The 20,145-nt window shown below is 44.6% G+C and carries 20 protein-coding genes; 14 read left to right on the plus strand and 6 right to left on the minus strand.

Annotated features, from left to right (window positions below):
- Positions 1-180: 180 nt before the first annotated feature.
- The 3 genes from BLW16_RS05310 to BLW16_RS05320 form a co-directional block, all read right to left on the minus strand.
- Positions 181-2,394, minus strand: a complete 2,214-nt coding sequence (locus tag BLW16_RS05310) for a peptidase domain-containing ABC transporter (protein WP_090555526.1) — start codon at positions 2,392-2,394, stop codon at positions 181-183.
- A gap of 4 nt (positions 2,395-2,398) precedes the next feature.
- Positions 2,399-3,589 carry an HlyD family secretion protein gene (locus BLW16_RS05315; protein ID WP_090555527.1) on the minus strand — a complete coding sequence of 397 codons (1,191 nt, stop codon included), beginning with the start codon at positions 3,587-3,589 and terminating at the stop codon, positions 2,399-2,401.
- A gap of 119 nt (positions 3,590-3,708) precedes the next feature.
- The gene (locus BLW16_RS05320; RefSeq protein ID WP_090555528.1) at positions 3,709-3,948 is read right to left on the minus strand and encodes a hypothetical protein; all 240 of its coding nucleotides are present in this window, start codon (positions 3,946-3,948) and stop codon (positions 3,709-3,711) included.
- Positions 3,949-4,275: 327 nt separating this feature from the next.
- Here BLW16_RS05320 and BLW16_RS05325 point away from each other — a divergent pair, with 327 nt between their 5' ends.
- From BLW16_RS05325 to BLW16_RS05355, 7 genes are all read left to right on the plus strand, one after another.
- The gene (locus tag BLW16_RS05325) at positions 4,276-4,560 is read left to right on the plus strand and encodes a helix-turn-helix domain-containing protein (protein WP_090555529.1); all 285 of its coding nucleotides are present in this window, start codon (positions 4,276-4,278) and stop codon (positions 4,558-4,560) included.
- Positions 4,561-4,574: 14 nt separating this feature from the next.
- Positions 4,575-5,231, plus strand: coding sequence for an HD domain-containing protein (locus BLW16_RS05330; protein WP_394332004.1), 657 nt, complete (start codon positions 4,575-4,577; stop codon positions 5,229-5,231).
- A gap of 90 nt (positions 5,232-5,321) precedes the next feature.
- Positions 5,322-6,578: a putative DNA modification/repair radical SAM protein gene (locus BLW16_RS05335; RefSeq protein ID WP_090555530.1), complete on the plus strand. Its 1,257-nt coding sequence runs from the start codon at positions 5,322-5,324 to the stop codon at positions 6,576-6,578.
- A 1-nt stretch (position 6,579) separates the two neighbouring features.
- A complete protein-coding gene (locus BLW16_RS05340) occupies positions 6,580-7,344 on the plus strand; it encodes a TIGR03915 family putative DNA repair protein (RefSeq protein WP_090555531.1) in 765 nt (254 codons plus the stop codon).
- Between the two features lie 102 nt (positions 7,345-7,446).
- Positions 7,447-8,472, plus strand: coding sequence for a sensor histidine kinase (locus BLW16_RS05345; RefSeq protein ID WP_090555532.1), 1,026 nt, complete (start codon positions 7,447-7,449; stop codon positions 8,470-8,472).
- 87 nt (positions 8,473-8,559) lie between these two features.
- Positions 8,560-9,201, plus strand: a complete 642-nt coding sequence (locus BLW16_RS05350) for a DUF47 domain-containing protein (protein WP_090555533.1) — start codon at positions 8,560-8,562, stop codon at positions 9,199-9,201.
- A gap of 11 nt (positions 9,202-9,212) precedes the next feature.
- Positions 9,213-10,229 carry an inorganic phosphate transporter gene (locus tag BLW16_RS05355; protein WP_090555534.1) on the plus strand — a complete coding sequence of 339 codons (1,017 nt, stop codon included), beginning with the start codon at positions 9,213-9,215 and terminating at the stop codon, positions 10,227-10,229.
- 297 nt (positions 10,230-10,526) lie between these two features.
- Here BLW16_RS05355 and BLW16_RS05360 read toward each other — a convergent pair whose 3' ends face one another.
- On the minus strand, positions 10,527-11,408 hold the full coding sequence (locus BLW16_RS05360; protein WP_090555535.1) for an energy transducer TonB: 882 nt from the start codon (positions 11,406-11,408) through the stop codon (positions 10,527-10,529).
- Positions 11,401-11,979 (minus strand): RNA polymerase sigma factor, encoded by a 579-nt coding sequence (locus tag BLW16_RS05365; protein WP_090555536.1) that lies wholly within the window; start codon positions 11,977-11,979, stop codon positions 11,401-11,403. Before BLW16_RS05365 ends, BLW16_RS05360 begins: the two co-directional genes overlap by 8 nt.
- A gap of 125 nt (positions 11,980-12,104) precedes the next feature.
- Between BLW16_RS05365 and BLW16_RS05370 the strand changes: the two genes are divergently transcribed.
- The 6 genes from BLW16_RS05370 to BLW16_RS05395 all read left to right on the plus strand — a co-directional run bounded on the left by BLW16_RS05370 (position 12,105) and on the right by BLW16_RS05395 (position 18,613).
- Positions 12,105-12,893, plus strand: a complete 789-nt coding sequence (locus BLW16_RS05370; protein WP_090555537.1) for a DUF4197 domain-containing protein — start codon at positions 12,105-12,107, stop codon at positions 12,891-12,893.
- Between the two features lie 102 nt (positions 12,894-12,995).
- Positions 12,996-14,246 (plus strand): DEAD/DEAH box helicase, encoded by a 1,251-nt coding sequence (locus BLW16_RS05375; protein ID WP_175470482.1) that lies wholly within the window; start codon positions 12,996-12,998, stop codon positions 14,244-14,246.
- Between the two features lie 51 nt (positions 14,247-14,297).
- On the plus strand, positions 14,298-15,578 hold the full coding sequence (locus tag BLW16_RS05380; protein ID WP_090555538.1) for a replication-associated recombination protein A: 1,281 nt from the start codon (positions 14,298-14,300) through the stop codon (positions 15,576-15,578).
- A 2-nt stretch (positions 15,579-15,580) separates the two neighbouring features.
- Entirely contained in the window at positions 15,581-17,056 is a 1,476-nt protein-coding gene (locus BLW16_RS05385) for a DUF5687 family protein (RefSeq protein ID WP_090555539.1), read from the plus strand.
- Positions 17,053-17,748: an ABC transporter ATP-binding protein gene (locus BLW16_RS05390; protein ID WP_090555540.1), complete on the plus strand. Its 696-nt coding sequence runs from the start codon at positions 17,053-17,055 to the stop codon at positions 17,746-17,748. Before BLW16_RS05385 ends, BLW16_RS05390 begins: the two co-directional genes overlap by 4 nt.
- A gap of 184 nt (positions 17,749-17,932) precedes the next feature.
- Positions 17,933-18,613 carry a YiaD family glycine zipper/OmpA-like lipoprotein gene (locus BLW16_RS05395; protein WP_090555541.1) on the plus strand — a complete coding sequence of 227 codons (681 nt, stop codon included), beginning with the start codon at positions 17,933-17,935 and terminating at the stop codon, positions 18,611-18,613.
- 77 nt (positions 18,614-18,690) lie between these two features.
- On the opposite strand, the gene BLW16_RS05400 is transcribed toward BLW16_RS05395, so the two are convergent.
- Positions 18,691-19,035, minus strand: coding sequence for a hypothetical protein (locus BLW16_RS05400; protein WP_090555542.1), 345 nt, complete (start codon positions 19,033-19,035; stop codon positions 18,691-18,693).
- Positions 19,036-19,130: 95 nt separating this feature from the next.
- On the opposite strand from BLW16_RS05400, the gene BLW16_RS05405 reads away from it, so the two are divergent.
- Positions 19,131-20,144, plus strand: coding sequence for a Gfo/Idh/MocA family oxidoreductase (locus BLW16_RS05405; RefSeq protein WP_090555543.1), 1,014 nt, complete (start codon positions 19,131-19,133; stop codon positions 20,142-20,144).
- Position 20,145 lies beyond the last annotated feature (1 nt).

Below are 20,145 nucleotides of genomic sequence, written 5' to 3' on the forward strand. Positions count from 1 at the left end.
AAGCCTCTTGCTGAAAGGCAACGTAACTAAGTTTAAGATTTCAATGGGTCACGCAAGTGACCCATTCTTTTTATAAGAGATTTAAACGCAATAATATTCCTCAATATTAACTAAGTGCAGAGCAATTTGACTTATCTGTTAAATTACTTATGCGCGCTTTCGCCAGGAATAGATGGACTGTCAAATATCAACCATCAGCGGGAATTGTTTTTGCCACATGCCCGCATAGGCGGCTTTACGCTGGAGCAGTTCTTTATGTGTTCCTTCTTCAATCAATTTCCCGTTACTCAGTACCGAGATCTGATCAGCGTTGACCACGGTGCTTAGGCGGTGTGCAATCAAAATGATGGTCTTGCCCTGTGCACGGAGACAGGCAATCGTTTTGAAGATATACTCCTCTGCTGTAGAGTCAAGTGAGGAGGTCGCTTCATCCAGGATCAGGATTTCGGGCTCCCGGTATAATGCCCTGGCTATGGCCAGACGCTGCCGCTGTCCGCCCGACAGGTTCCCTGCATTTTCACCCAGATAGGTCTCAAACCCATTGGGCAACTTTTCAATAAATTCCAGGATATTGATCTCCCCGCAAATGCGGATGATCTTCTTCATATCGGGTTCCATATCGCCAATGGCAATATTGTCGATCACATTGCCGGCAAACAGGTGTACGTCCTGCGGTACCACCCCCACGATCTTGCGCAGGCTGTCGTTCGTAATATATTTGATGTCGTAATCGCCGATCTGGATGCTGCCCGACTGCAGGGAATATATATTCTGCAGCAGTGATAACAGCGTGGTCTTTCCTGATCCGCTCTCGCCCACAATAGCGGTAATCCTGCCCCGGGGGACGCGCAGGCTGAAATCCTCAAAGACCGTAACCCTGGTGCCGTAGCGGAAACCTACATTTTTAAAAAGTATATCCCCCAGCATGTCAACCGTAAGATCGGCTCTGTTCTCCGTGGTTTCCCTCTCCAGGTCCATAATCTCAAAAAGCCGGTCTGCCGCAATCCTTGCATCCTGCAACACCCTGTTCATGCCTATGAGACTAACGACAGGCCCTGTAAAGTAACCGATAATCGCGTAGAACGATAGCAACTCTCCCGCAGTGATCATATTGGCAACCACAAAAGTTGCCCCCGTCCACAGCAGGATCACCGCAAATACACTGGAAATAAAGCCACCGGCATTGCCGATCCACAGGGCGTTGGTGCCCGATGTATATATCGTACGCAGTAAGTTGATAAACCTGATTTCCGTTTTGAGGTTGGTATACTCTTCGAGCCCGAACCTTTTGATCGTACTTACAGCAGTGACAGACTCTACCAGCTGATTCTCCAGTTCCGCAGTTTTCTCCATCAGCTTTCGCTGGGTATTCTTGTTCAGCCTGTTGGAAAAATAATAGACCACTGCGTAGAGCGGTACCACGGTAAACATGATCAGTGCCAGTTTCCAGTAATAGGTAAACATCAGGGCGAAAGAAAAGAACAGAATAAACAGGTTCACCAGGAACCCGACCAGCACATCATTGATGAATGTCCTGATCTTTACCGCATCGTTCATCCTTGAAATGATCTCGCCCACCCGCATGGTATCAAAGAACTGCTGAGGCAGCCTGAGCAGGTGTTTATAATAACCCAGGATCAGCCTTGCGTCTATCTGCTGCCCTGTTTTGATCGTCAGCAGCGTCTTTGCATGGTTCACAAATATCTGCAGGAAGATAATGCCGATCATTACCGTCCCCATCAGGTTGAGGAGGTTCATATTTCCATCAGGCAATACATTGTCTACGATCTTCTGCAGGAAAATGGAGGTAGACAAACCAAGGATGGTATAAAATACAGATCCCACCAGCACCTGCAGCAACACAGAACGGTGTGGCTTTAGCAGATAAAAAAACCGTTGTTCTATGCTGATCCGCTCTGTTCCTGCAGAGAAATCATCCCCGGGTAATAACAGCACCAGCACGCCTGTCCACTTTTTTTTGAATTCGTCGTGGTCTAGCTTTTGCCTTTCCCCATAGGCGGGGTCCATCACCTCCACATACGCTTTAGTTATTTTATAGATCACCACGTAATGTGCCATATTGTTCTGGTTCACATGCGCAATGACAGGCAGCGGGATATTTGGCAGGTTTTCAAAATCTCCCCTCAGACCTTTTGCGGTAAAGCCGATCCTGGTGGACGCTTCGATTAAACCCAGAATGTTGGTGCCTTTGGTATCTGTAGAAGCCATCTGCCTGATGCGCGCTATCGGCAGGTCCAGGTCGTAATGTGCAGCAATAGAGGCAATGCAGGCCGCCCCGCAATCGGTCACATCATGTTGTCTGACAGCGGTTCTTTTGTGCTTCTTTTTCAGCGGGAAATACCTTCCGAGGTGAGCTCCTTTTTTAGCGTTCATACCTTTAATTGTTCATTTGGTTTGCGGTAACGTTCGGGTTCAGCCAGTCGTCAGCCTTGTCGTACAGCAGCTGGAAAAGTGTTCTGCGGGTCACAAAGAACCTTGCCTGCAGGGTCATTCCTTTTCTGATCTTTCCTATATACCCGTTTTTTAGTGTAAGCTGGTGCTGATCCAGAGAACAGCGTACCTTAAAATACGGCTGCTTTCCGTTATCCATAAAGATATCATTGGAGATGGAGCTCACTTTTCCGGCAGCCATACCCCACTGGTTATAATTATAGGCATCCACCTGGAATTTTGCTTTTGTGCCGATGCGTAGCAGCCCGATATCCCTTGGCATGACATACGTTTCAGCGATGATCCCTGAATCGGGCGAAATTTCACCCATCAGTTCATTTGCTACCACCAGGCTGCCCGGCTGGATACCTTTCAGTTGCTGAACTGATCCTGTAACCGCAGCCCTCAGGGTATAAAATTCTTTTTCTTCCGAATATTCCTGATGCTGTGAATGGAGCTGACGGTTCTGGATCTTGATGCCGTTTAATTCCGTCTGCCATTTGCTTCCCTGGTCTTCGCCAATCAGGGAGAGTTCATTCCTGATGTTGTCAAGCTTTAGCTTTACTTCTTCATATTCAATAGCGGAGACCGCTTTGCGCCCATACAGGTACAGGTAGCGGTCGTAATTTCTTTTGGCAACGCGGTATCTCGACTGTGCCTCTGCCATACGCTGTAGAAAAAAACTATACTGCTGGCCATAAATCCCGGATTTAAGCTGAAGCCGCCGGGACCAGTTATTTCTTTTATACGCAGTAATCAGCTCCGTCAGGTCGTTTAGCTGCGCCTGTATATCGCCTTGTTGCAGTGAGGCCATGTCATTTTTTCCCTCCAGTGACTCCCGTTTAATGGTAAAGAGCACCTGCCCGGCCTTCACATGGTTATTCTCGGTTACAAACACGGAATCGATTCTTCCTGACACGAGGGATTTGATCTCGTTTCGCTCTGAAAGAGGACGAAACAAACCGGTACTTCTCACATTGACATCTACTTTAATAAAGAATAACCCGAGGGTGCACGCAATTAAAACCAGTAGTACGGCCTGATAAATAACAGTAGTCCTGGAGTGGTGGGAATGAAAATGAAATTCAGCAGTATTTTCGATGATTTCCTGCGGAAAGATGTATTTATCATGCATCATAAGAATAATTGCGATGTATAGTGTATCCCGTCCTGACGCCGGCGGGAATAAAAAGCAAAAGGGAGAAATTAAATTTTCTCCCTTTTGTGTACCGGATGTTTGGTTTAAACAATTGTTTCTTAGAGACTAAGATTCAGCCCCCGTAAAAGCCCGGTTAAATTCAGGCCGCTTAAAAGGCCACTCAGGCTACCAGTAGCCAGTACAGCCGTCACACCAGTTTGTGAATTCACACTTAGTGACAATACATTACCAATAGTTACAGGACCAATAAGGTTTCCCTGGATCAGATTGGTACCATCTAATAATCCACCACCGTTAATTTCTGTCATTTCATTTAGGTTCAATTCTTGAAGTTTCATACGTATTCATTAAAATTTGGTTTTTGCTTACTCTTTTTCAGGTTTTCAGCTTCTCCCGGACAGTCTAAAATATTGGTAGCTTATCAAATAATAGAACGAGAAGAAGCTGAACAGGGATTTTTTTTTATTTTATACCACACAACCTGAAAGAATACATTACGCCCTGTGGTTGTGTTGTTTACGTCAACTTTAAGCACCTAAAATACGTAGCAAATATGCCGCTGGCATACAGCTGAACGCGGTTATTTTCTGATATATTCCTTATCATAAATCCACGAACTTATTTATTTCGTTAATTACAAAATCCAATTTTAAAAAATTAGATTTATGAAAGACCCCCTTGAATTAAAACCAAAAATTGTAGCAGGCAACATCAGAAAGATTAGAGAATACAGAAATTATACGCAGGACTACCTGGCGGCAAAACTGTCAATTTCTCAGAATGCATATAGCAAGATTGAGCTTGGATATAGCAAGATTACCTTAGACAGGTTATTTCAGATTGCTATTATTCTTGATATCGAAGTGATGCAGCTGATCTGCGTAGACCACAGAGTGACGGTTAAATTAGACCCGCCTTCAGGCGATTCGCTGAAATACAAGTCTAATTAGGATATCTTTGTTCCATGCAAATGGACAATGATCAAATTACGGCACAAACGATACGATTTGTAAAGGAAACGCTGGCCGGCGCGGAAGCTGGTCACGACTGGTTTCATATTGAACGGGTCTACAAGACTGCGTTAAATATCAATGCCAGGGAGAAGGGGGATTTACTGACTGTAACGCTTGCTGCATTACTGCACGATATTGCTGACAGCAAATTTAATAACGGGGATGAGGAGATCGGCCCGCGCCTGGCAGGCGATTTCCTCAGCAGCCTGAATATTCCGGCGGAGCTGATCTTACACGTACAGGAGATCATCAGAAACCTGAGCTACAAAGCCAGTTTAGGTGACCTGAACTTTCAGTCGGCAGAGCTGGACATTGTACAGGATGCCGACCGGCTGGATGCCATTGGTGCAATTGGAATTGCCAGGGCATTCACCTATGGGGGATACAAGAACCGGACGATGTACGATCCGGATATCCCAGGCATGGCCGGACAAAGTAAGGAAGCCTACAAAAATTCTACCGCTCCAACAATCAATCATTTTTATGAGAAATTGCTACTGCTGAAAGACCTGATGAAAACCAGTGCCGGGAAAGAACTGGCAAAACAGAGACATGATTTTATGCTGCGCTATCTCGATCAGTTTTATGCTGAATGGGAAGGGCGCTAACAGGCATAATTCTCCTTTATTCCTTTCAGGAATACTAAACGCTAATATCATTAGTATTTTAATGCTATATTTGTTAGCAAATCGAGTATTATGTCTGAACGCATTAGAGAAAAACTTAACATCCTGGCTGACGCAGCCAAATATGATGTTTCCTGTTCTTCCAGTGGCGGGAACAGAAAGAACGATAACAAAGGCCTTGGCAACAGTCATGCCTCGGGCATTTGCCACACCTATACCGAAGACGGAAGGTGTGTTTCGCTTTTAAAGATCCTGCTCACAAACCACTGTATTTTCGACTGTGCCTATTGTGTTTCGCGTAAAAGCAATGACATCACACGCGCCGCCTTCACCGTTGAAGAGGTAGTGGAGCTGACCATGAATTTCTACCGGAGGAATTTCATTGAGGGTTTGTTCCTGAGTTCAGGGATCTTTAAAAACGCAGATTTCACAATGGAACGCCTGCTCCGGGTGGTCAAAAAATTAAGGCTTGAAGAACGGTTCAATGGATATATCCACCTCAAAACTATCCCGGGTGCAAGTGAAGAGCTGATCCGGGAAGCCGGGATGTATGCCGACAGGATGAGCATCAACCTGGAGATGCCTACTGAAAGCGGCTTAAAGCTACTGGCACCGGATAAAAGTCACCAGGATGTGATCAAACCTCTTGGGGATGTTCAACGGCAGATCGTGCAGTTCAAAGAGGAGCGAAAACTGATCAGAAGTGTGCCCAAATTTGTGCCTGCAGGGCAAAGCACACAGATGGTGATCGGTGCAACTCCGGAGACGGATAAAGAGATCATGCATACAGCGGATGCCTTCTACAGAAATTTCTCACTGAAAAGGGTCTATTACTCAGGTTATATCCCGATCAGCAATGACAACCGGCTCCCGCTGCTGGGCTCGCAGCCTCCGCTCATCCGCGAAAACAGGTTGTACCAGACGGACTGGCTCATGCGCTTTTACGGTTTTCATGTCAATGAACTGCTGAACGATGCCAACCCCCACCTTGATATTGATATCGATCCAAAGTTAAGCTGGGCCCTGCGCAACCTGCAGCACTTCCCTGTGGATATCAATGTGGCTGCTTATAAAGTGATCTTACGGGTGCCGGGCATAGGTATGGGATCGGCAAAAAAAATAGTTCAGGCAAGAAAATTTGGAAAATTGCGCATTGACCAGCTGCAAAAGATAGGGGTAGCCTATAACCGGGCAAAACATTTTATTAAATGTGCAGACAGCCCTTACCAGCTGAAGGATTATCAGGGAACCCAGATCAAATCGTTCATCCTTGCGGAAAGCCAGAGCAAATACCTGAAGCATGATACCAGTCAGCTGATCCTTTTTTAATATGCAGACCTATGTGTTCGACGGAAGTCTGGAAGGATTACTTTGCGCGGTATTTGAATGGTTTGAGCGCAAACCAGGACAAGTAAGATTAGTTACCGAAGCTGCGTTTCAGCCGGATGCCTTTTCTTCCTGTCTGCACATATACAATGAGGAAAAAAAAGCTGACAGGGTTTGGAAAGGATTGCAGACCAGGTTGCCGAAAGCCTGGATCCGGAGATTTTACTGTACCTATTTGTCGGAGCTGGACACCGCTTATACCGCACTTTTTGAATTTACCTGTTATATCTTCTGCGGCGACCCCGGATCGGAAAAAAACTATGGGAATACTTTTGTACTTCAGCTTAGCCAGACTGCCATTAAGGTGGAAAGGGAAAAACATAGAATGGAGGCCTTCATCCGCTTTCAGCATATGGCCGACGGTATTTTTTATTGCGGAATAGATCCCGATTTCAATGTCCTGCCCCTGATACTCACGCATTTTAAAAACCGGTATGCTGATCAGCGGTGGATCATCTATGATATCAAAAGACAATACGGACTGTTTTACGACCTGGAAAAGGTGGAGGAGATCAAAATGGACTTTAATGCACAGCAAAATATGCTGAAGCTTTCAGCTCCATCAGTGTCAGATCAGGAAGGCCTTTATGCGGCTCTCTGGAAAGATTATTTCAAAAGCGCCAACATCATTGCGAGAAAAAACACAAAACTCCATGTGCAGCATGTTCCAAAAAGGTACTGGAAATACCTGACGGAAAAACAACAGTAAAGACCTGTATTAGATTTCAACCGCTAAAAAGCTGTAAGAAATGGCGAAAATATTGGGATAGAATTAACATTGAATTGTAAAATTAACTCGTAAATTGCCTTCATGAAGTTAAGTGTTCTGGTTCTCATTACAGCAATGGGAGTTGCGCTCTCTATTGCATTGGTAAATTTCCATTTTCAGCAAAGCTGGTATTACCTGCTGGTATCTTTCGGGATTTCTTTTGCTACCAGTTTTATCCTGTTTTATTACCTGCTGGAAAAATATATCTATTCTAAAATTAAGCTGATCTATAAGCTTATCCATAACCTGAAGCTGGGAAAGGACCTGAAGGATGCCCTTGGCGAATATGTGAGTTCAGACCCGATCAATGACGTGGAACATGAAGTGAAAGAATGGGCGGGTGCCAAAAAACAGGAGATCGATGTCCTTAAAAAACAGGAACAGTTCAGAAGAGAATTTCTGTCTAACGTTTCACATGAATTTAAAACGCCCTTATTCGCTATACAAGGATATATAGAAACCTTACAGGATTGCCTTGTGGACGACCCAGAAATGGCCGTTAAGTTTCTGCAGAAGGCTGAAAAGAATGTTGAACGCCTCAGTTACCTCATCAATGACCTTGATTCCATTTCCAAACTGGAATCGGGCGAGATCCCGATCGACTACCAGAAGTTCGATTTCGTAGTGCTGGCAAAAGAAGTCATGGAAGGTCTGGAAGACAAAGCTAAACAAAGAGAGATCTCACTCTCCTTTAAAGAGAAATATACACACCCTGCGTTTGTAAGGGCAGACCGGGAAAAAATCAGGCAGGTGATGATCAACCTGATCTCCAACTCCATAAAATATGGCAAGCAATACGGATCAACAGCAATTAAGATCTTTGAACTGCATGACCAGTACCTGATAGAAGTGACTGATGACGGGATTGGAATCGACGAAAAACACCTGTCCAGATTATTCGAACGTTTTTACAGAATAGACTCCCACCGTTCAAGAGAAGTTGGCGGAACCGGCCTTGGCCTGGCCATTGTAAAACATATCCTGGAAGCCCACGAACAGATCATTTCGGTGAGAAGTACCCTGCAGATCGGGACAACTTTTGCTTTTACACTACAGAAGACAGGTTAAATTTCTGAGAATTATTCAATTTACGTTAACACTTAACACTAACTTAACATTGTCTTGCTACTTTTGTAACCATATTTTATAGTTAACATGAATAACATCTTTAAGTTCTTTACACCCAAAGACAAAAAGTTCCAACCACTTTTCGAACAGGCAGGAAATAACGTTTTAAAAATATCTGAAGCGCTTTTCCTTGCGCTGAGTACAAAAGACTGGGAGAAAAGAAAGGAATATATAAAGGAGATTGAGCGTTTAGAACACGTTGGAGATGATATTACCCACTCTATCTTTTTGGAGCTGAGCAAAAATTTCATCACACCTTTTGACAGGGAAGATATCCATGCCCTTGCAAGTGCTGTTGATGATATTGCTGATTATATCCATGCCTCTGCCACTAACATAGAGTTGTATAACATCAAAAATATTGGTGATGCAATGATTAAACTGGCCGAACTGCTGGTAGAAATGTGTACGGATTTAGACAAGGCCATCAGGGAACTGAGAAGCTTTAAGAATATACGCGTAATTGCTGATGCCTGCGTACGGATCAACAGTGGTGAAAACCAGGCTGATTATGTTTGTAATCTGGCTATAGCAAGATTATTTGAATTTGAAACCAATGCAATTGAACTGATTAAACAAAAAGAAGTTCTGCAAACACTTGAAATGGCAACAGATAAATGTGAAGATGCCGCGAATGTGTTGGAATCGATATTGGTTAAGAACGCTTAAAAATCATAAAAATGGTAACTACCTTATTGGTTGTTGTAATAATTCTGGCTATTGGTTTCGACTATATCAATGGTTTTCACGATGCGGCCAACTCCATCGCTACAGTCGTTTCCACAAAGGTCCTTACGCCTTTTCAGGCTGTACTCTGGGCCGCTCTTTTTAACTTTGCCGCATACTTTTATTTTACAGATCATAAAGTTGCCAATACAATTGCTAAAACAGTACTGGAAGAATACATCACCCTGGAGGTGATCCTTGCTGGTCTGGTAGCAGCTATCCTATGGAACCTGTTTACCTGGTGGTACGGTATTCCATCCAGCTCTTCACATACACTGCTTGGTGGGTTCGCAGGAGCCGGCATGGCAAAGGCAGCCTCAATGGGTGCCAGTGTAATGGCCGCCATTAACTTTGCGCCGATCCTGAAGGTAATTGCCTTTATTGTACTTGCACCGGTAATCGGTATGTTCATTTCGGTGATCATCTCTATTATCCTGCTCCATCTTTCCAAAAATGCCAGGCCATCGGTCGCGGAGAAATGGTTTAAGAAACTACAGCTTGTTTCGTCTGCAGCACTGAGTTTCACACACGGTGGAAATGACGCGCAGAAAGTAATGGGAATTATATACGTGGCCATGGTAGCCTCCAAGGTATTGAAAACCGGGGATGCCATGCCGGAATGGATTCCTATTTCCTGTTATGCAGCAATCTCTTTAGGCACCATGAGCGGTGGATGGAAGATCGTTAAAACAATGGGATCAAAGATCACTAAGGTAAATGCCTTTGAGGGTGTAGCCGCGGAGACTGCAGGTGCCGTAACACTCGGATTAACCGAACACTTTGGTATTCCGGTATCTACTACGCATACCATCACAGGTTCTATTGTTGGGGTTGGGCTTTTAAAGCGGGTTTCAGCAGTGAGATGGGGCGTGACTGTAAACCTGTTATGGGCATGGGTATTAACTATCCCTGTTTCTGCTACACTGGCGGCTGTGATTTACAGTATTATACATTTGTTTTTCATAAACTAATATTCTTTTACAGATTGTTTTGACTGGCTTGCAGATTTCTCATTACCCGGCTGATGAAGATTTTCTGGCTTCGCTGAAAAAGGTTATCCAATGCATGATGCCTATAGCGGGGTATCAATAGCATACCGCTTAGCATGAATTTAAATGGAACAACAGCGGTGTAAACATTCATGTGCCCGTATCCGTCTCCAAATGGGCCTGGGTTAGCACGGGAGCTTGACAACTGGGTGGGCTGGGATGATCCCGTGGATAAAGTTTTAAACTCAGAAAAAACCCTTTTGAACCTGAATTATCCTTTTAGAAAGACACGGTATAATTTACCCTGGTATCAGCTGTTTTTGGGTGTTCCCATTTCGGGCCTTCTTTGATGAGCCGTACAGCTTCATCGTCAAATTCCCGGGAAGCGCCTTTCTCCACTTTGATATCTGAAGGATTTCCTTCACTGTCGATGAGGAAGCTGAGTTCTACAAACTTGCCAGCCTTATTTTCTTTAGTCAGTTTGTTGTGATCTGCCATATAGCTATCCAGGTTGGCCCATCCGCCAACCGGAGCAGATGCAACCGGCAGCACAGAAGCTATTCTTGCAGTCACTTTACTAGCAGCGACGGGGGATTCTGCGGCTGCAGTATCTGTCTGGGCGGTTTGGATCTCAGCATCAAGATCAGCAGCCATAGATAGGGGCTTATCCTCCATCTTCCTTCTGGGGCTAATCATCCCCAGGCCAACAGGTCCGGCAGCCTTTTCAGTGACATTTGCGGCATAGGCATCTCCCCTGGCAGAATCTATCGCAACAGGTGAAGGGGCTATGTTCACTTCTATATTTTTAGGTCTGTTTTTTATTCTAGCCAGTTCAGCGCGGTGTTCCTCTTCGCGCATGAAGAAAATGATGCTCACTGAAATGAACATGACGGCAGCAGCAGCGGCTATACTCAGGCGCTGCCAGGTGTAGACACTTTGTTTTTTTACAACCTGTTGCTGTCCTATACGTTCATAGAGCTGCTTTTGCAGCAGCGAGACATTTTGCGAAGCCCTTTTTGGAGAGGCCGTCAATCCTGCGAGGGCCTGGGCAACAAAAGGATCTTCCAGGGCCTGCTTCTCAATACGGTGCATAGCTTTGCTGTCAAGCTTACCATCCAGGTAATCTTCCAGTAATTCTATATCTAACCAATCGTTATTCACTGCTGTTCTTTTCTATACAAATTTTTAAATTCCGTTTTCCGTTTTGAATATAACTCTTTACTTTGAGTATATCATAACCGGTGATCCCGGCTACGTCTTTATAACACTTTTCCTGCAAATAAAACAGCTCTACGCTCAGCTTCTGTTCCAGCGGCAAAGTATCCATACATTTTTCCATGATAGTAAGCTGTTTCTCTTTAACATCTTCAATATCAAGATGCACAAATTCTGCATTTTCCACAAAACCATCTTCAATAGATACGATGTCATGCCTGGATTGCTTACGCAGCACCATTAAACAATGGTTCCTTGTCAGTACGTGCAGCCAGCTTTTAAAGTTCTGTATTTCATGGAGCCTCAGCTTCAGGACCAGTTCCTCAAAAATCTGCATCACTGCGTCTTTACTTGCCTCTTCGTCTTTAAAATAAGACAGACAGACACCATACACCAGGTGCATGTAACGATTATAAAGCACGCCGAGCACGTCCAGGCTTCCGGTACTTTTGTACTGGGCAAGAAGAGCGGCATCGTCCTGATCTTTAATTCCGGCTGTATTCTTTATAAATTTCAAGATATAGATTGAGGAAAATTCTTTTCAAGTATAAAAATATTTTCTGACTCAACAGTGGAAATTATGAAAGTTTACACAAATGGCCAGAGATTTGCTTAATATTGAATATTATTATATATAACTGAATGAATCAGATAAAATTATTGTCCGTCGCTTTTTCTACAGTGGTATTACTTAATTCTAATGTTCAGGGCCAGTCCAAATTAGGGGCGCTCTTTAAAAAAGTTACTACTACAAAGAAAGCCGGAACAACGACTACCACAACCAGCACGACTTCTTCTTCTACCACAGCCAAACCTACAGCACTGGAAATTGGAACGGGAATAAAAGAGGCACTCGAAATAGGTACATCCAGGGGCGCCGACCTGCTTTCGGCAAAAGATGGCTATTTAGGGAATATGGCCGTGAAAATTCTTTTTCCACCTGAAGCCCAGAAAGTGGAAAAAACACTACGGAGCCTTGGTTTAGGATCGCTTGCAGACAATGTGATTACCAGCATGAACCGCGCAGCGGAAGATGCGGCAAAAGAGGCAAAACCGATCTTTATCTCTGCGATCAAACAAATGACCATTACAGATGCATCAAATATTTTGCTGGGAAACCAGAATTCGGCTACTGAATATTTTAAAAAGACCACTACATCACAGCTGATGGAAAAGTTCAGGCCCGTAATTTCGGCCAGCCTGGACAAAGTAGGTGCAACGAAATATTGGGGTACAGCCACCAGCCAGTATAACAAACTCCCGATGGTAACCGATGTCAATACAGACCTTTCTGATTATGCCACACAAAAAGCTATTGACGGAATGTTCATACAGGTTGCACAGGAAGAGCTGACCATCAGAAATAACCTCGGCGCACGCTCTTCAACTTTATTACAAAAGGTGTTTGGTTATGCCGACAAGGCTAAATAGGCCCCTGGATGGCAAAAGCTTGGTAATCATGATAAAAAAAACAATTACTCATAAAAAATGGCTACTTTTATAGAGTATAATTACGAATAACATACAGGTATATTGGATTTTAAAGATTTTAATTTTAACCCCGATCTTTTAGAGGGTTTATTAGCGATGGGTTTCAGAAATGCAACTCCTATACAACAGGAAGCAATTCCACTCATCCTTGCGAAAAAAGACTTAATAGCCTGCGCCCAAACGGGTACAGGTAAAACAGGAGCCTATCTGCTGCCGGTCATGAATATGATCAGCCAGACGGAGAACCGCCATAACAATACACTCATCCTTGCCCCCACACGTGAACTTGCACAACAGATAGACCTGCAGGTAGAAGCGCTATCCTATTTCACCAATATCAGTTCTTTGACTGTTTATGGCGGTGGCGATGGCATTGCTTACGAACAGCAGAAACGCAGCATGCGCGAAGGCGTTGATATTATCATTGCCACACCGGGCAGGCTGATCTCCCACCTTTCATCAGGATTACTGAAGCTGGACCAGCTGCAACACCTGGTGCTGGATGAAGCTGACAGAATGCTGGATATGGGCTTTTATGACGATATCATGCGGATTGTAAGTTTCCTTCCGGAAAAACGTCAGACGGTACTTTTCTCGGCTACCATGCCGCCAAAAATAAGAAAACTGGCTGGCAGCCTGCTGCATGATCCTGAACAGATCAGTATTGCCATCTCAAAACCTGCCGCAGGTATCAACCAACAGGCATATATCGTGCATGATATGCAAAAGGTAAAGCTGCTGACCGAACTGATGAAAAATGTGGAATACCCGAGTATCCTGATCTTTGCCTCTACAAAGGAAAAAGTGAAGAACCTTGGAAAGGTATTCCGCGGGCTGGGCTTTAAGGCCGAGGCTTTCCATTCAGATCTCGATCAGAAAGAACGGGAAGGGATTTTGTCTGAATTTAAAAACAAACGCGTCCCGGTCCTGATCGGGACGGATGTATTGTCAAGAGGGATTGACGTGGAAGGGATTTCCCTGGTCATCAATTTTGATGTGCCGCATGATCCGGAGGATTATATCCACAGGATTGGACGTACCGCAAGGGCAGCTACTACAGGAACAGCAATCACGTTAGTAAACGATAAGGACAAACGCAAATTTGCCAATATAGAGAAGCTGATCGATAAAAAGATTGACAGGATGCCTCTGCCGGAACATTTGGGAGAAGCCCCTGTAGAGGGCGAAACAGCCCCTTCAGGCGAACGCAGACCGGAACACAGAAAACAGCCCCAGCGCAAATTCTGGAAAAAGAAACCAAAGGCTGCAGGCGGTGCGCCTAAATCAGAATAACATCGAACAGGGGTAACAAAATTTGCTCCTGTTTTTTTTATCTTTACTGTTATGCAAAACCTACCTCCATTAGCAGAACGTATGCGTCCGCACAATCTGGATGAGTATGTTGGCCAGAAACACCTGGTAGGACCGGACGCCGTATTGCGTAAGGCCATACAAAGCGGTCAGCTACCATCTATGATCTTCTGGGGTCCTCCGGGAGTTGGTAAAACTACGTTAGCCTTTATTATTTCCCAGGCCCTGGACCGCCCATTTTTTAATTTAAGCGCCATTAACTCCGGCGTAAAAGATATCCGTGAGGTAATCGATAAAGCAGCCCTGCTGAAAGACAGCCTGATGGGCCTGCCAATCCTGTTTATTGATGAGATCCACCGTTTTAGTAAGTCGCAGCAGGATAGCTTGCTGGGCGCAGTAGAACGCGGACTGGTCACGCTGATCGGCGCAACTACCGAAAATCCATCTTTTGAAGTCATCTCCGCATTGCTTTCCCGCTGCCAGGTTTACATCCTGAAGTCTCTGGACGAGGATGAGCTCTCCGGCCTCCTGCATACTGCGATTCACGAAGATGTGCTGCTGAAAGAAAAGAAGATCACCATACAGGACCACGAAGCACTGATCCGCTTATCCGGCGGCGACGCCAGGAAATTGTTGAACGTACTGGAGATCGCCGTAAACGGGATAGGTGGTAAGACCATCGTGCTGACAAACGAAAATGTACTTGAACATGCCCAGCAAAATCTTGCGCTATATGATAAAGCGGGTGAACAGCATTACGATATCATTTCTGCCTTTATCAAATCGATCAGGGGAAGTGATCCAAATGCCGCTGTTTACTGGCTGGCAAGGATGATAGAAGGTGGTGAAGACCCTCTGTTCATTGCCCGCCGTCTGCTGATCCTCGCTTCTGAAGATATCGGCAATGCGAACCCTAATGCTTTGTTACTGGCAAACAACTGCTTTCAGGCTGTCAACGTGATCGGTTATCCCGAGGCCAGGATCATCCTTTCCCAGGCCGTTACTTACCTGGCATCATCAGCAAAGAGCAATGCCTCATATGAAGCGATCAGCAAGGCGCAGCAGCTGGTCAAACAAACCGGAAACCTGCCCGTACCCTTACATATCAGGAATGCCCCTACCAAACTGATGAAAAATATCGGTTATGGGAAAGACTATAAATACTCCCATGGGTATGAAGGTAACTTCGCAGCGCAGGAATACCTGCCAGACCTGATCAGCGGAACCAAACTATACGACCCCGGAAAAAATCCGGCGGAAGAAAAGCTGAGGGAAAAGCTTAAACAGAACTGGAAAGACAAATACAATTATTAATCATGTTCTCAACATTTTTACATCACCAATGGACAGGTTTCTGGAGATCCAGAAACAAGGGTGCAACCATTGCTGCACAGGTGATCATGGGCCTTTTTGCCGTTTACCTCATCGGTGTATGTTTTCTGGTGGGCTTTATCCTGGAAGACCTGATTGATAAGTTCATGCCCGGACAGGATGTTTTCCTTGTGTTCAACGGCATGATCCTGTACTACTTTTCGATCGATTTTATTGTCCGCCTGCAGATACAGGAATTGCCCACGCTTGCCATTACCCCCTATCTTCATTTGAATATCCAGAAACGAAAACTGGTCAATTTCCTGCATATACGGTCGCTGATCTCTGTCATCAATGTCTTTCCGCTGATCATCTTTTTTCCCTTCTGCTTTAGGAATATAGGGCCGGAATATGGGAATTTTGCCTGCGGAATGTATTTGCTTGCTATATTTTCGCTGGTGATGTTCAATAACTACGGTGCATTGTACTTCAAAAGAATTTCTGCAGAAAATATAAAGGTTGTTATCCCTGCAGTGCTATTGCTGGCCCTTGTGGCCGGGCTGGAATACCTGAAGATCTTTTCCATTGCGGCGTTTTCGGACAGGGTATTCAGTTTTATAGCCATCCATCCCGGCGCCGGATTCTTTTTCCCCGTACTCGCGCTGGCCATTTTCGCCCTGAACGACAGGTACCTGAAGAATAACCTCTATATAGAAGAACTAACAGCAGGTGAAGAAAGAAAATCAAGCACAGATTATCCCTTTCTTGACCGGTATGGAGCAGCAGGGACACTGGCAGCGCTGGAAATTAAGCTGATCCTGCGCAACAAACGTCCGCATGCTACGGTGACCAAAGGCCTGATCCTGCTTTTCTATGGCTTTCTCTTTTATAAGCAGGACCTGATCGTTAGCAACCAGTTTGGAAAAATGCTCTTCCCCGCGGTCTTCATGACCGGCAATACGATACTGATTTACGGACAGTTCATGTTCGGATGGCAGGCCGCAGAATTTGACGGCATGCTGGCCAATCAGGTAAGCATCAGGGATCTCTTCCGGGCAAAATTCATCCTGTTGGGCGTATCGGCATGCCTGCTGACGGCCTTAACCAGCTTTTATGGTTTCCTCAGCTGGAAGATCCTCGCAGTACACCTTGCCGCCTGCATCTATAACATTGGGGTAAGTACCGTCATTGTGTTGTATTTTGCTACAAGGAACTACAAATATATAGACATCAGCAAAGGGGCGCGGTTCAACTGGGAAGGCATCAGTGCATCAACTATGCTACTCTCACTGCCTGTCTTGTTATCCCCTTTTATTATCTATCTCCCACTTTCGCTGATCGGCCCCTACTGGGGGCTCGCAGGAATCACGGTCCCTGGTCTTGCAGGACTGGCAACCCGCAGCTTCTGGACGGGCTTTCTGGTCAGAGAATTCAATAAAAGAAAACACAAAATTGCCGAAGGCTTTAGAGAACGATCATGATCATAGAAATAAACAAGCTTAAAAAAATATATGCCGGGATCACCGTGGTGGACATTGAACAGCTGACGATCAATAATGGCGAAACTGTTGGCCTGATCGGGAACAACGGTGCAGGCAAAACAACGCTGTTCAGAATGCTGCTGGACCTCATCAGGCCAGATGCAGGAGAGATATTGTCAAAAGGGCATAACGTGGCGGACAGCGATCGGTGGAAGAAATATACTGCATCTTATCTTGATGAAGGTTTTCTGATAGACTATCTCACGCCGGAAGAATATTTCATATTCATTGGCAGCCTGCACCAGATGGGAGTGACGGAAGTGATGGATTTTCTGCGTACATATGAAGAGTTCTTTAATGCTGAGATCCTTGAAAGAGGGAAATATATCAGGGATTTTTCAAAGGGGAATCAAAATAAGGTTGGTATTACAGCAGCACTGATGCAACAGCCCGAACTGCTGGTGCTGGACGAGCCTTTTGCAAATCTTGATCCTACTACTCAAATCAGGCTGAAGGCGCACTTAAAGCTGCTGAAATCACCAGGCCTGACAACGCTGATCTCCAGCCATGACCTCAACCACGTCACAGATGTGTGTGACAGGATCATCTTATTTGAAAAAGGCAGGGTCATTAAAGATTTTTATACCAATGAAAATACCCTTGAAGAACTGGAAGCCTATTTTTCGCAATAAAATTACAGGACTGTGCGGATAAATTGTACACAATTGTAGTCAATGAAAAAAATTTTAAGGGGGTACCCTGACAAATATGCAGGGGATTAATGCAATATTCTTGTGTTGATACAATAAATTCAACAAAACTTATACTTGGCATTACCTTTGTTTTAAAGCAAACATTAAACAAATAAATTATACTATGATTACTTCAAGATTTAAAATAGCTACGTTCAGCATTGCGCTATCAATAGCTGCCATGGGATTCCAGGGCTGCGATAGTTTAACAAAAACTCAAAAAGGAGCTGGAATTGGCGCTGCCGCAGGTGGTGTTCTGGGTGCTATTATTGGGAAGAAAGCTGGTAACACTGCTGTTGGAGCTATTATAGGTGGCGCCGTGGGCGGTACCGCTGGTGGATTTATCGGAAAAAGAATGGATAAGCAAGCTGCAGAAATTCAAAATACGATTCCAAATGCCGAGGTTGTACGTGAGGGTGAAGGAATCATTGTGAAATTTGACAGTGGTATCCTTTTTGATTTTGACAGTGCCAATTTAAAAGCACAGGCCAAAGACAATGTAAAGTCACTTGCCAATTCCATCAACGAATATCCAAATACAGAGATCAGGGTGATTGGTCATACTGACAATAAAGGAACTGAAAGTTATAACCTGAGCTTATCCGAAAAAAGAGCTGCTGCTGTAAAAGCATACGCTGTTGCACAAGGTGTACCGTCATTCCGTTTAACCACATTGGGTAAAGGTTTCTCTGAACCGATTGCAGATAACGCTACAGACGCAGGAAGAGCAGCTAACCGCAGGGTTGAAGTGGTGATCACTGCAAATGATCAGCTTAAAAAAGAAGCCGCAGCGCAAGCGAACTAATATAAATCATCTACCTATGGAATTGAAAAACCCGGAGTACTGTTGTACTCCGGGTTTTTTGTTGGATATCTCCGATGTTATTGATAGATGTCTTCGAAATAACTGATCGTAAGTGATTTTAAAAGCAATTCCTGCTCCATCATGGCAAAGGAGGGAACGGGTTTAAGCAGTTTCCAGTGCGGCCATCCGTCCTGGTCTAAACCTTCCAGTTCATAAAAGCCCATTTCGCTTAACAAACGGCAGGTGGCAATATGCATGAGTTCCTCTTTCTGGCGCTTACTGTATTTACCCGGCCCCTTACCCAGTTCCTGAACACCTATTAAAAATAACATTACCTTCAAATCGGGTATATCTGAATCAAATTCCTGCGCAATCTTTTGCTGCAGAACCTTCCATTTCGCATTTATTTCTGCTGGCTTCATATGCAAAGATAAAATTAAAAGGAAAGTTTATGACAATATAATTGACACTTAAGTTTTCAGATTCATTACTTTTAACCATTAAAACAGAAACGCGAATGAGTACAGTAATATCAACAGGGCTATTGGCCTATGGAATGTCGGGTAAATTATTCCAGGGTCCTTTTATTGACGCACACCAGGGCTTCAAACTATATGCAGTTACTGAACGGCATGAAAAAAATGCCGAAAAAGACTTCCCCGGAATTATTAGCTACGACAGTACTGATGACCTGATCGCTGATGAGAATATCGACCTGATCGTAGTGAATACACCAAACTACCTGCACTATGAACATGCGAAAAAGGCATTGCATGCGGGTAAACATATCCTGGTAGAAAAACCATTTGCAGCCAATGCGGCCGAAGCAGCAGAGATATTTGAACTGGCCGAAACACTTGGTAAAAAGGTATTTGTTTTTCAGAGCCGCAGGTGGGACAGCGACTTTAATGCCGTTAAAAAGATTGTAGAGAGCGGAAAACTGGGCAAACTTTCAGAAGTACATTTCAGATATGACCGCTATAAAGCCAGCATTGGCGTAAAAAGTTTCAAAGAAGAACTTGTACCCGCTACCGGGCTGCAATATGACCTTGGGCCCCATTTACTTGACCAGGCAATCAGCCTTTTCGGTAAACCTGATTCTTTTCATAAGATCCTGGGAAAGAACAGACAGGGTACCAAAGTTGACGATTACTTCTCTATCCATTTAAGCTATCCGGACAGTGTGAATGTATTTGTCCATGCCAGCATGCTGGTTGTTGATCCACTGCCTGCATTTGTGCTGCACGGAGAGAAAGGAAGTTTTATTAAGGAACGTGCAGATATTCAGGAAGAACAATTGCTAAAAGGCATTAAACCTAACGATTCAGGCTTTGGAATAGAAGCCCGCGGCAAGGAAGGAAAGCTAACCCTGATCGATAACAACGGGGAAAGGACCCAGGAACTGGTTCCGTCGGACAGTGCTACCTACCTATCGCTTTTTGAAGACCTTTACCAGTCGCTCGTTAACGATAAGCCATTTCCTGTAACACAGGCGCAGGTGCTTGCGCAGCTTGAGATCCTGGAAGCCTGAT

This window comes from Pedobacter hartonius, assembly GCF_900107535.1.
GTDB classification, from domain to species: domain Bacteria; phylum Bacteroidota; class Bacteroidia; order Sphingobacteriales; family Sphingobacteriaceae; genus Pedobacter; species Pedobacter hartonius.

Bases quoted from the DNA above. Each gene is read 5' to 3' on its own strand.
- BLW16_RS05350 (WP_090555533.1), top strand. From the start codon at position 8,560: ATGAATAACATCTTTAAGTTCTTTACACCCAAAGACAAAAAGTTCCAA.
- BLW16_RS05340 (WP_090555531.1), top strand. From the start codon at position 6,580: ATGCAGACCTATGTGTTCGACGGAAGTCTGGAAGGATTACTTTGCGCG.
- BLW16_RS05380 (WP_090555538.1), top strand. From the start codon at position 14,298: ATGCAAAACCTACCTCCATTAGCAGAACGTATGCGTCCGCACAATCTG.
- BLW16_RS05320 (WP_090555528.1), bottom strand. From the start codon at position 3,948: ATGAAACTTCAAGAATTGAACCTAAATGAAATGACAGAAATTAACGGT.
- BLW16_RS05390 (WP_090555540.1), top strand. From the start codon at position 17,053: ATGATCATAGAAATAAACAAGCTTAAAAAAATATATGCCGGGATCACC.
- BLW16_RS05335 (WP_090555530.1), top strand. From the start codon at position 5,322: ATGTCTGAACGCATTAGAGAAAAACTTAACATCCTGGCTGACGCAGCC.
- BLW16_RS05345 (WP_090555532.1), top strand. From the start codon at position 7,447: ATGAAGTTAAGTGTTCTGGTTCTCATTACAGCAATGGGAGTTGCGCTC.
- BLW16_RS05395 (WP_090555541.1), top strand. From the start codon at position 17,933: ATGATTACTTCAAGATTTAAAATAGCTACGTTCAGCATTGCGCTATCA.
- BLW16_RS05315 (WP_090555527.1), bottom strand. From the start codon at position 3,589: ATGATGCATGATAAATACATCTTTCCGCAGGAAATCATCGAAAATACT.
- BLW16_RS05405 (WP_090555543.1), top strand. From the start codon at position 19,131: ATGAGTACAGTAATATCAACAGGGCTATTGGCCTATGGAATGTCGGGT.
- BLW16_RS05325 (WP_090555529.1), top strand. From the start codon at position 4,276: ATGAAAGACCCCCTTGAATTAAAACCAAAAATTGTAGCAGGCAACATC.
- BLW16_RS05330 (WP_394332004.1), top strand. From the start codon at position 4,575: ATGCAAATGGACAATGATCAAATTACGGCACAAACGATACGATTTGTA.
- BLW16_RS05385 (WP_090555539.1), top strand. From the start codon at position 15,581: ATGTTCTCAACATTTTTACATCACCAATGGACAGGTTTCTGGAGATCC.
- BLW16_RS05310 (WP_090555526.1), bottom strand. From the start codon at position 2,394: ATGAACGCTAAAAAAGGAGCTCACCTCGGAAGGTATTTCCCGCTGAAA.
- BLW16_RS05400 (WP_090555542.1), bottom strand. From the start codon at position 19,035: ATGAAGCCAGCAGAAATAAATGCGAAATGGAAGGTTCTGCAGCAAAAG.
- BLW16_RS05370 (WP_090555537.1), top strand. From the start codon at position 12,105: ATGAATCAGATAAAATTATTGTCCGTCGCTTTTTCTACAGTGGTATTA.
- BLW16_RS05355 (WP_090555534.1), top strand. From the start codon at position 9,213: ATGGTAACTACCTTATTGGTTGTTGTAATAATTCTGGCTATTGGTTTC.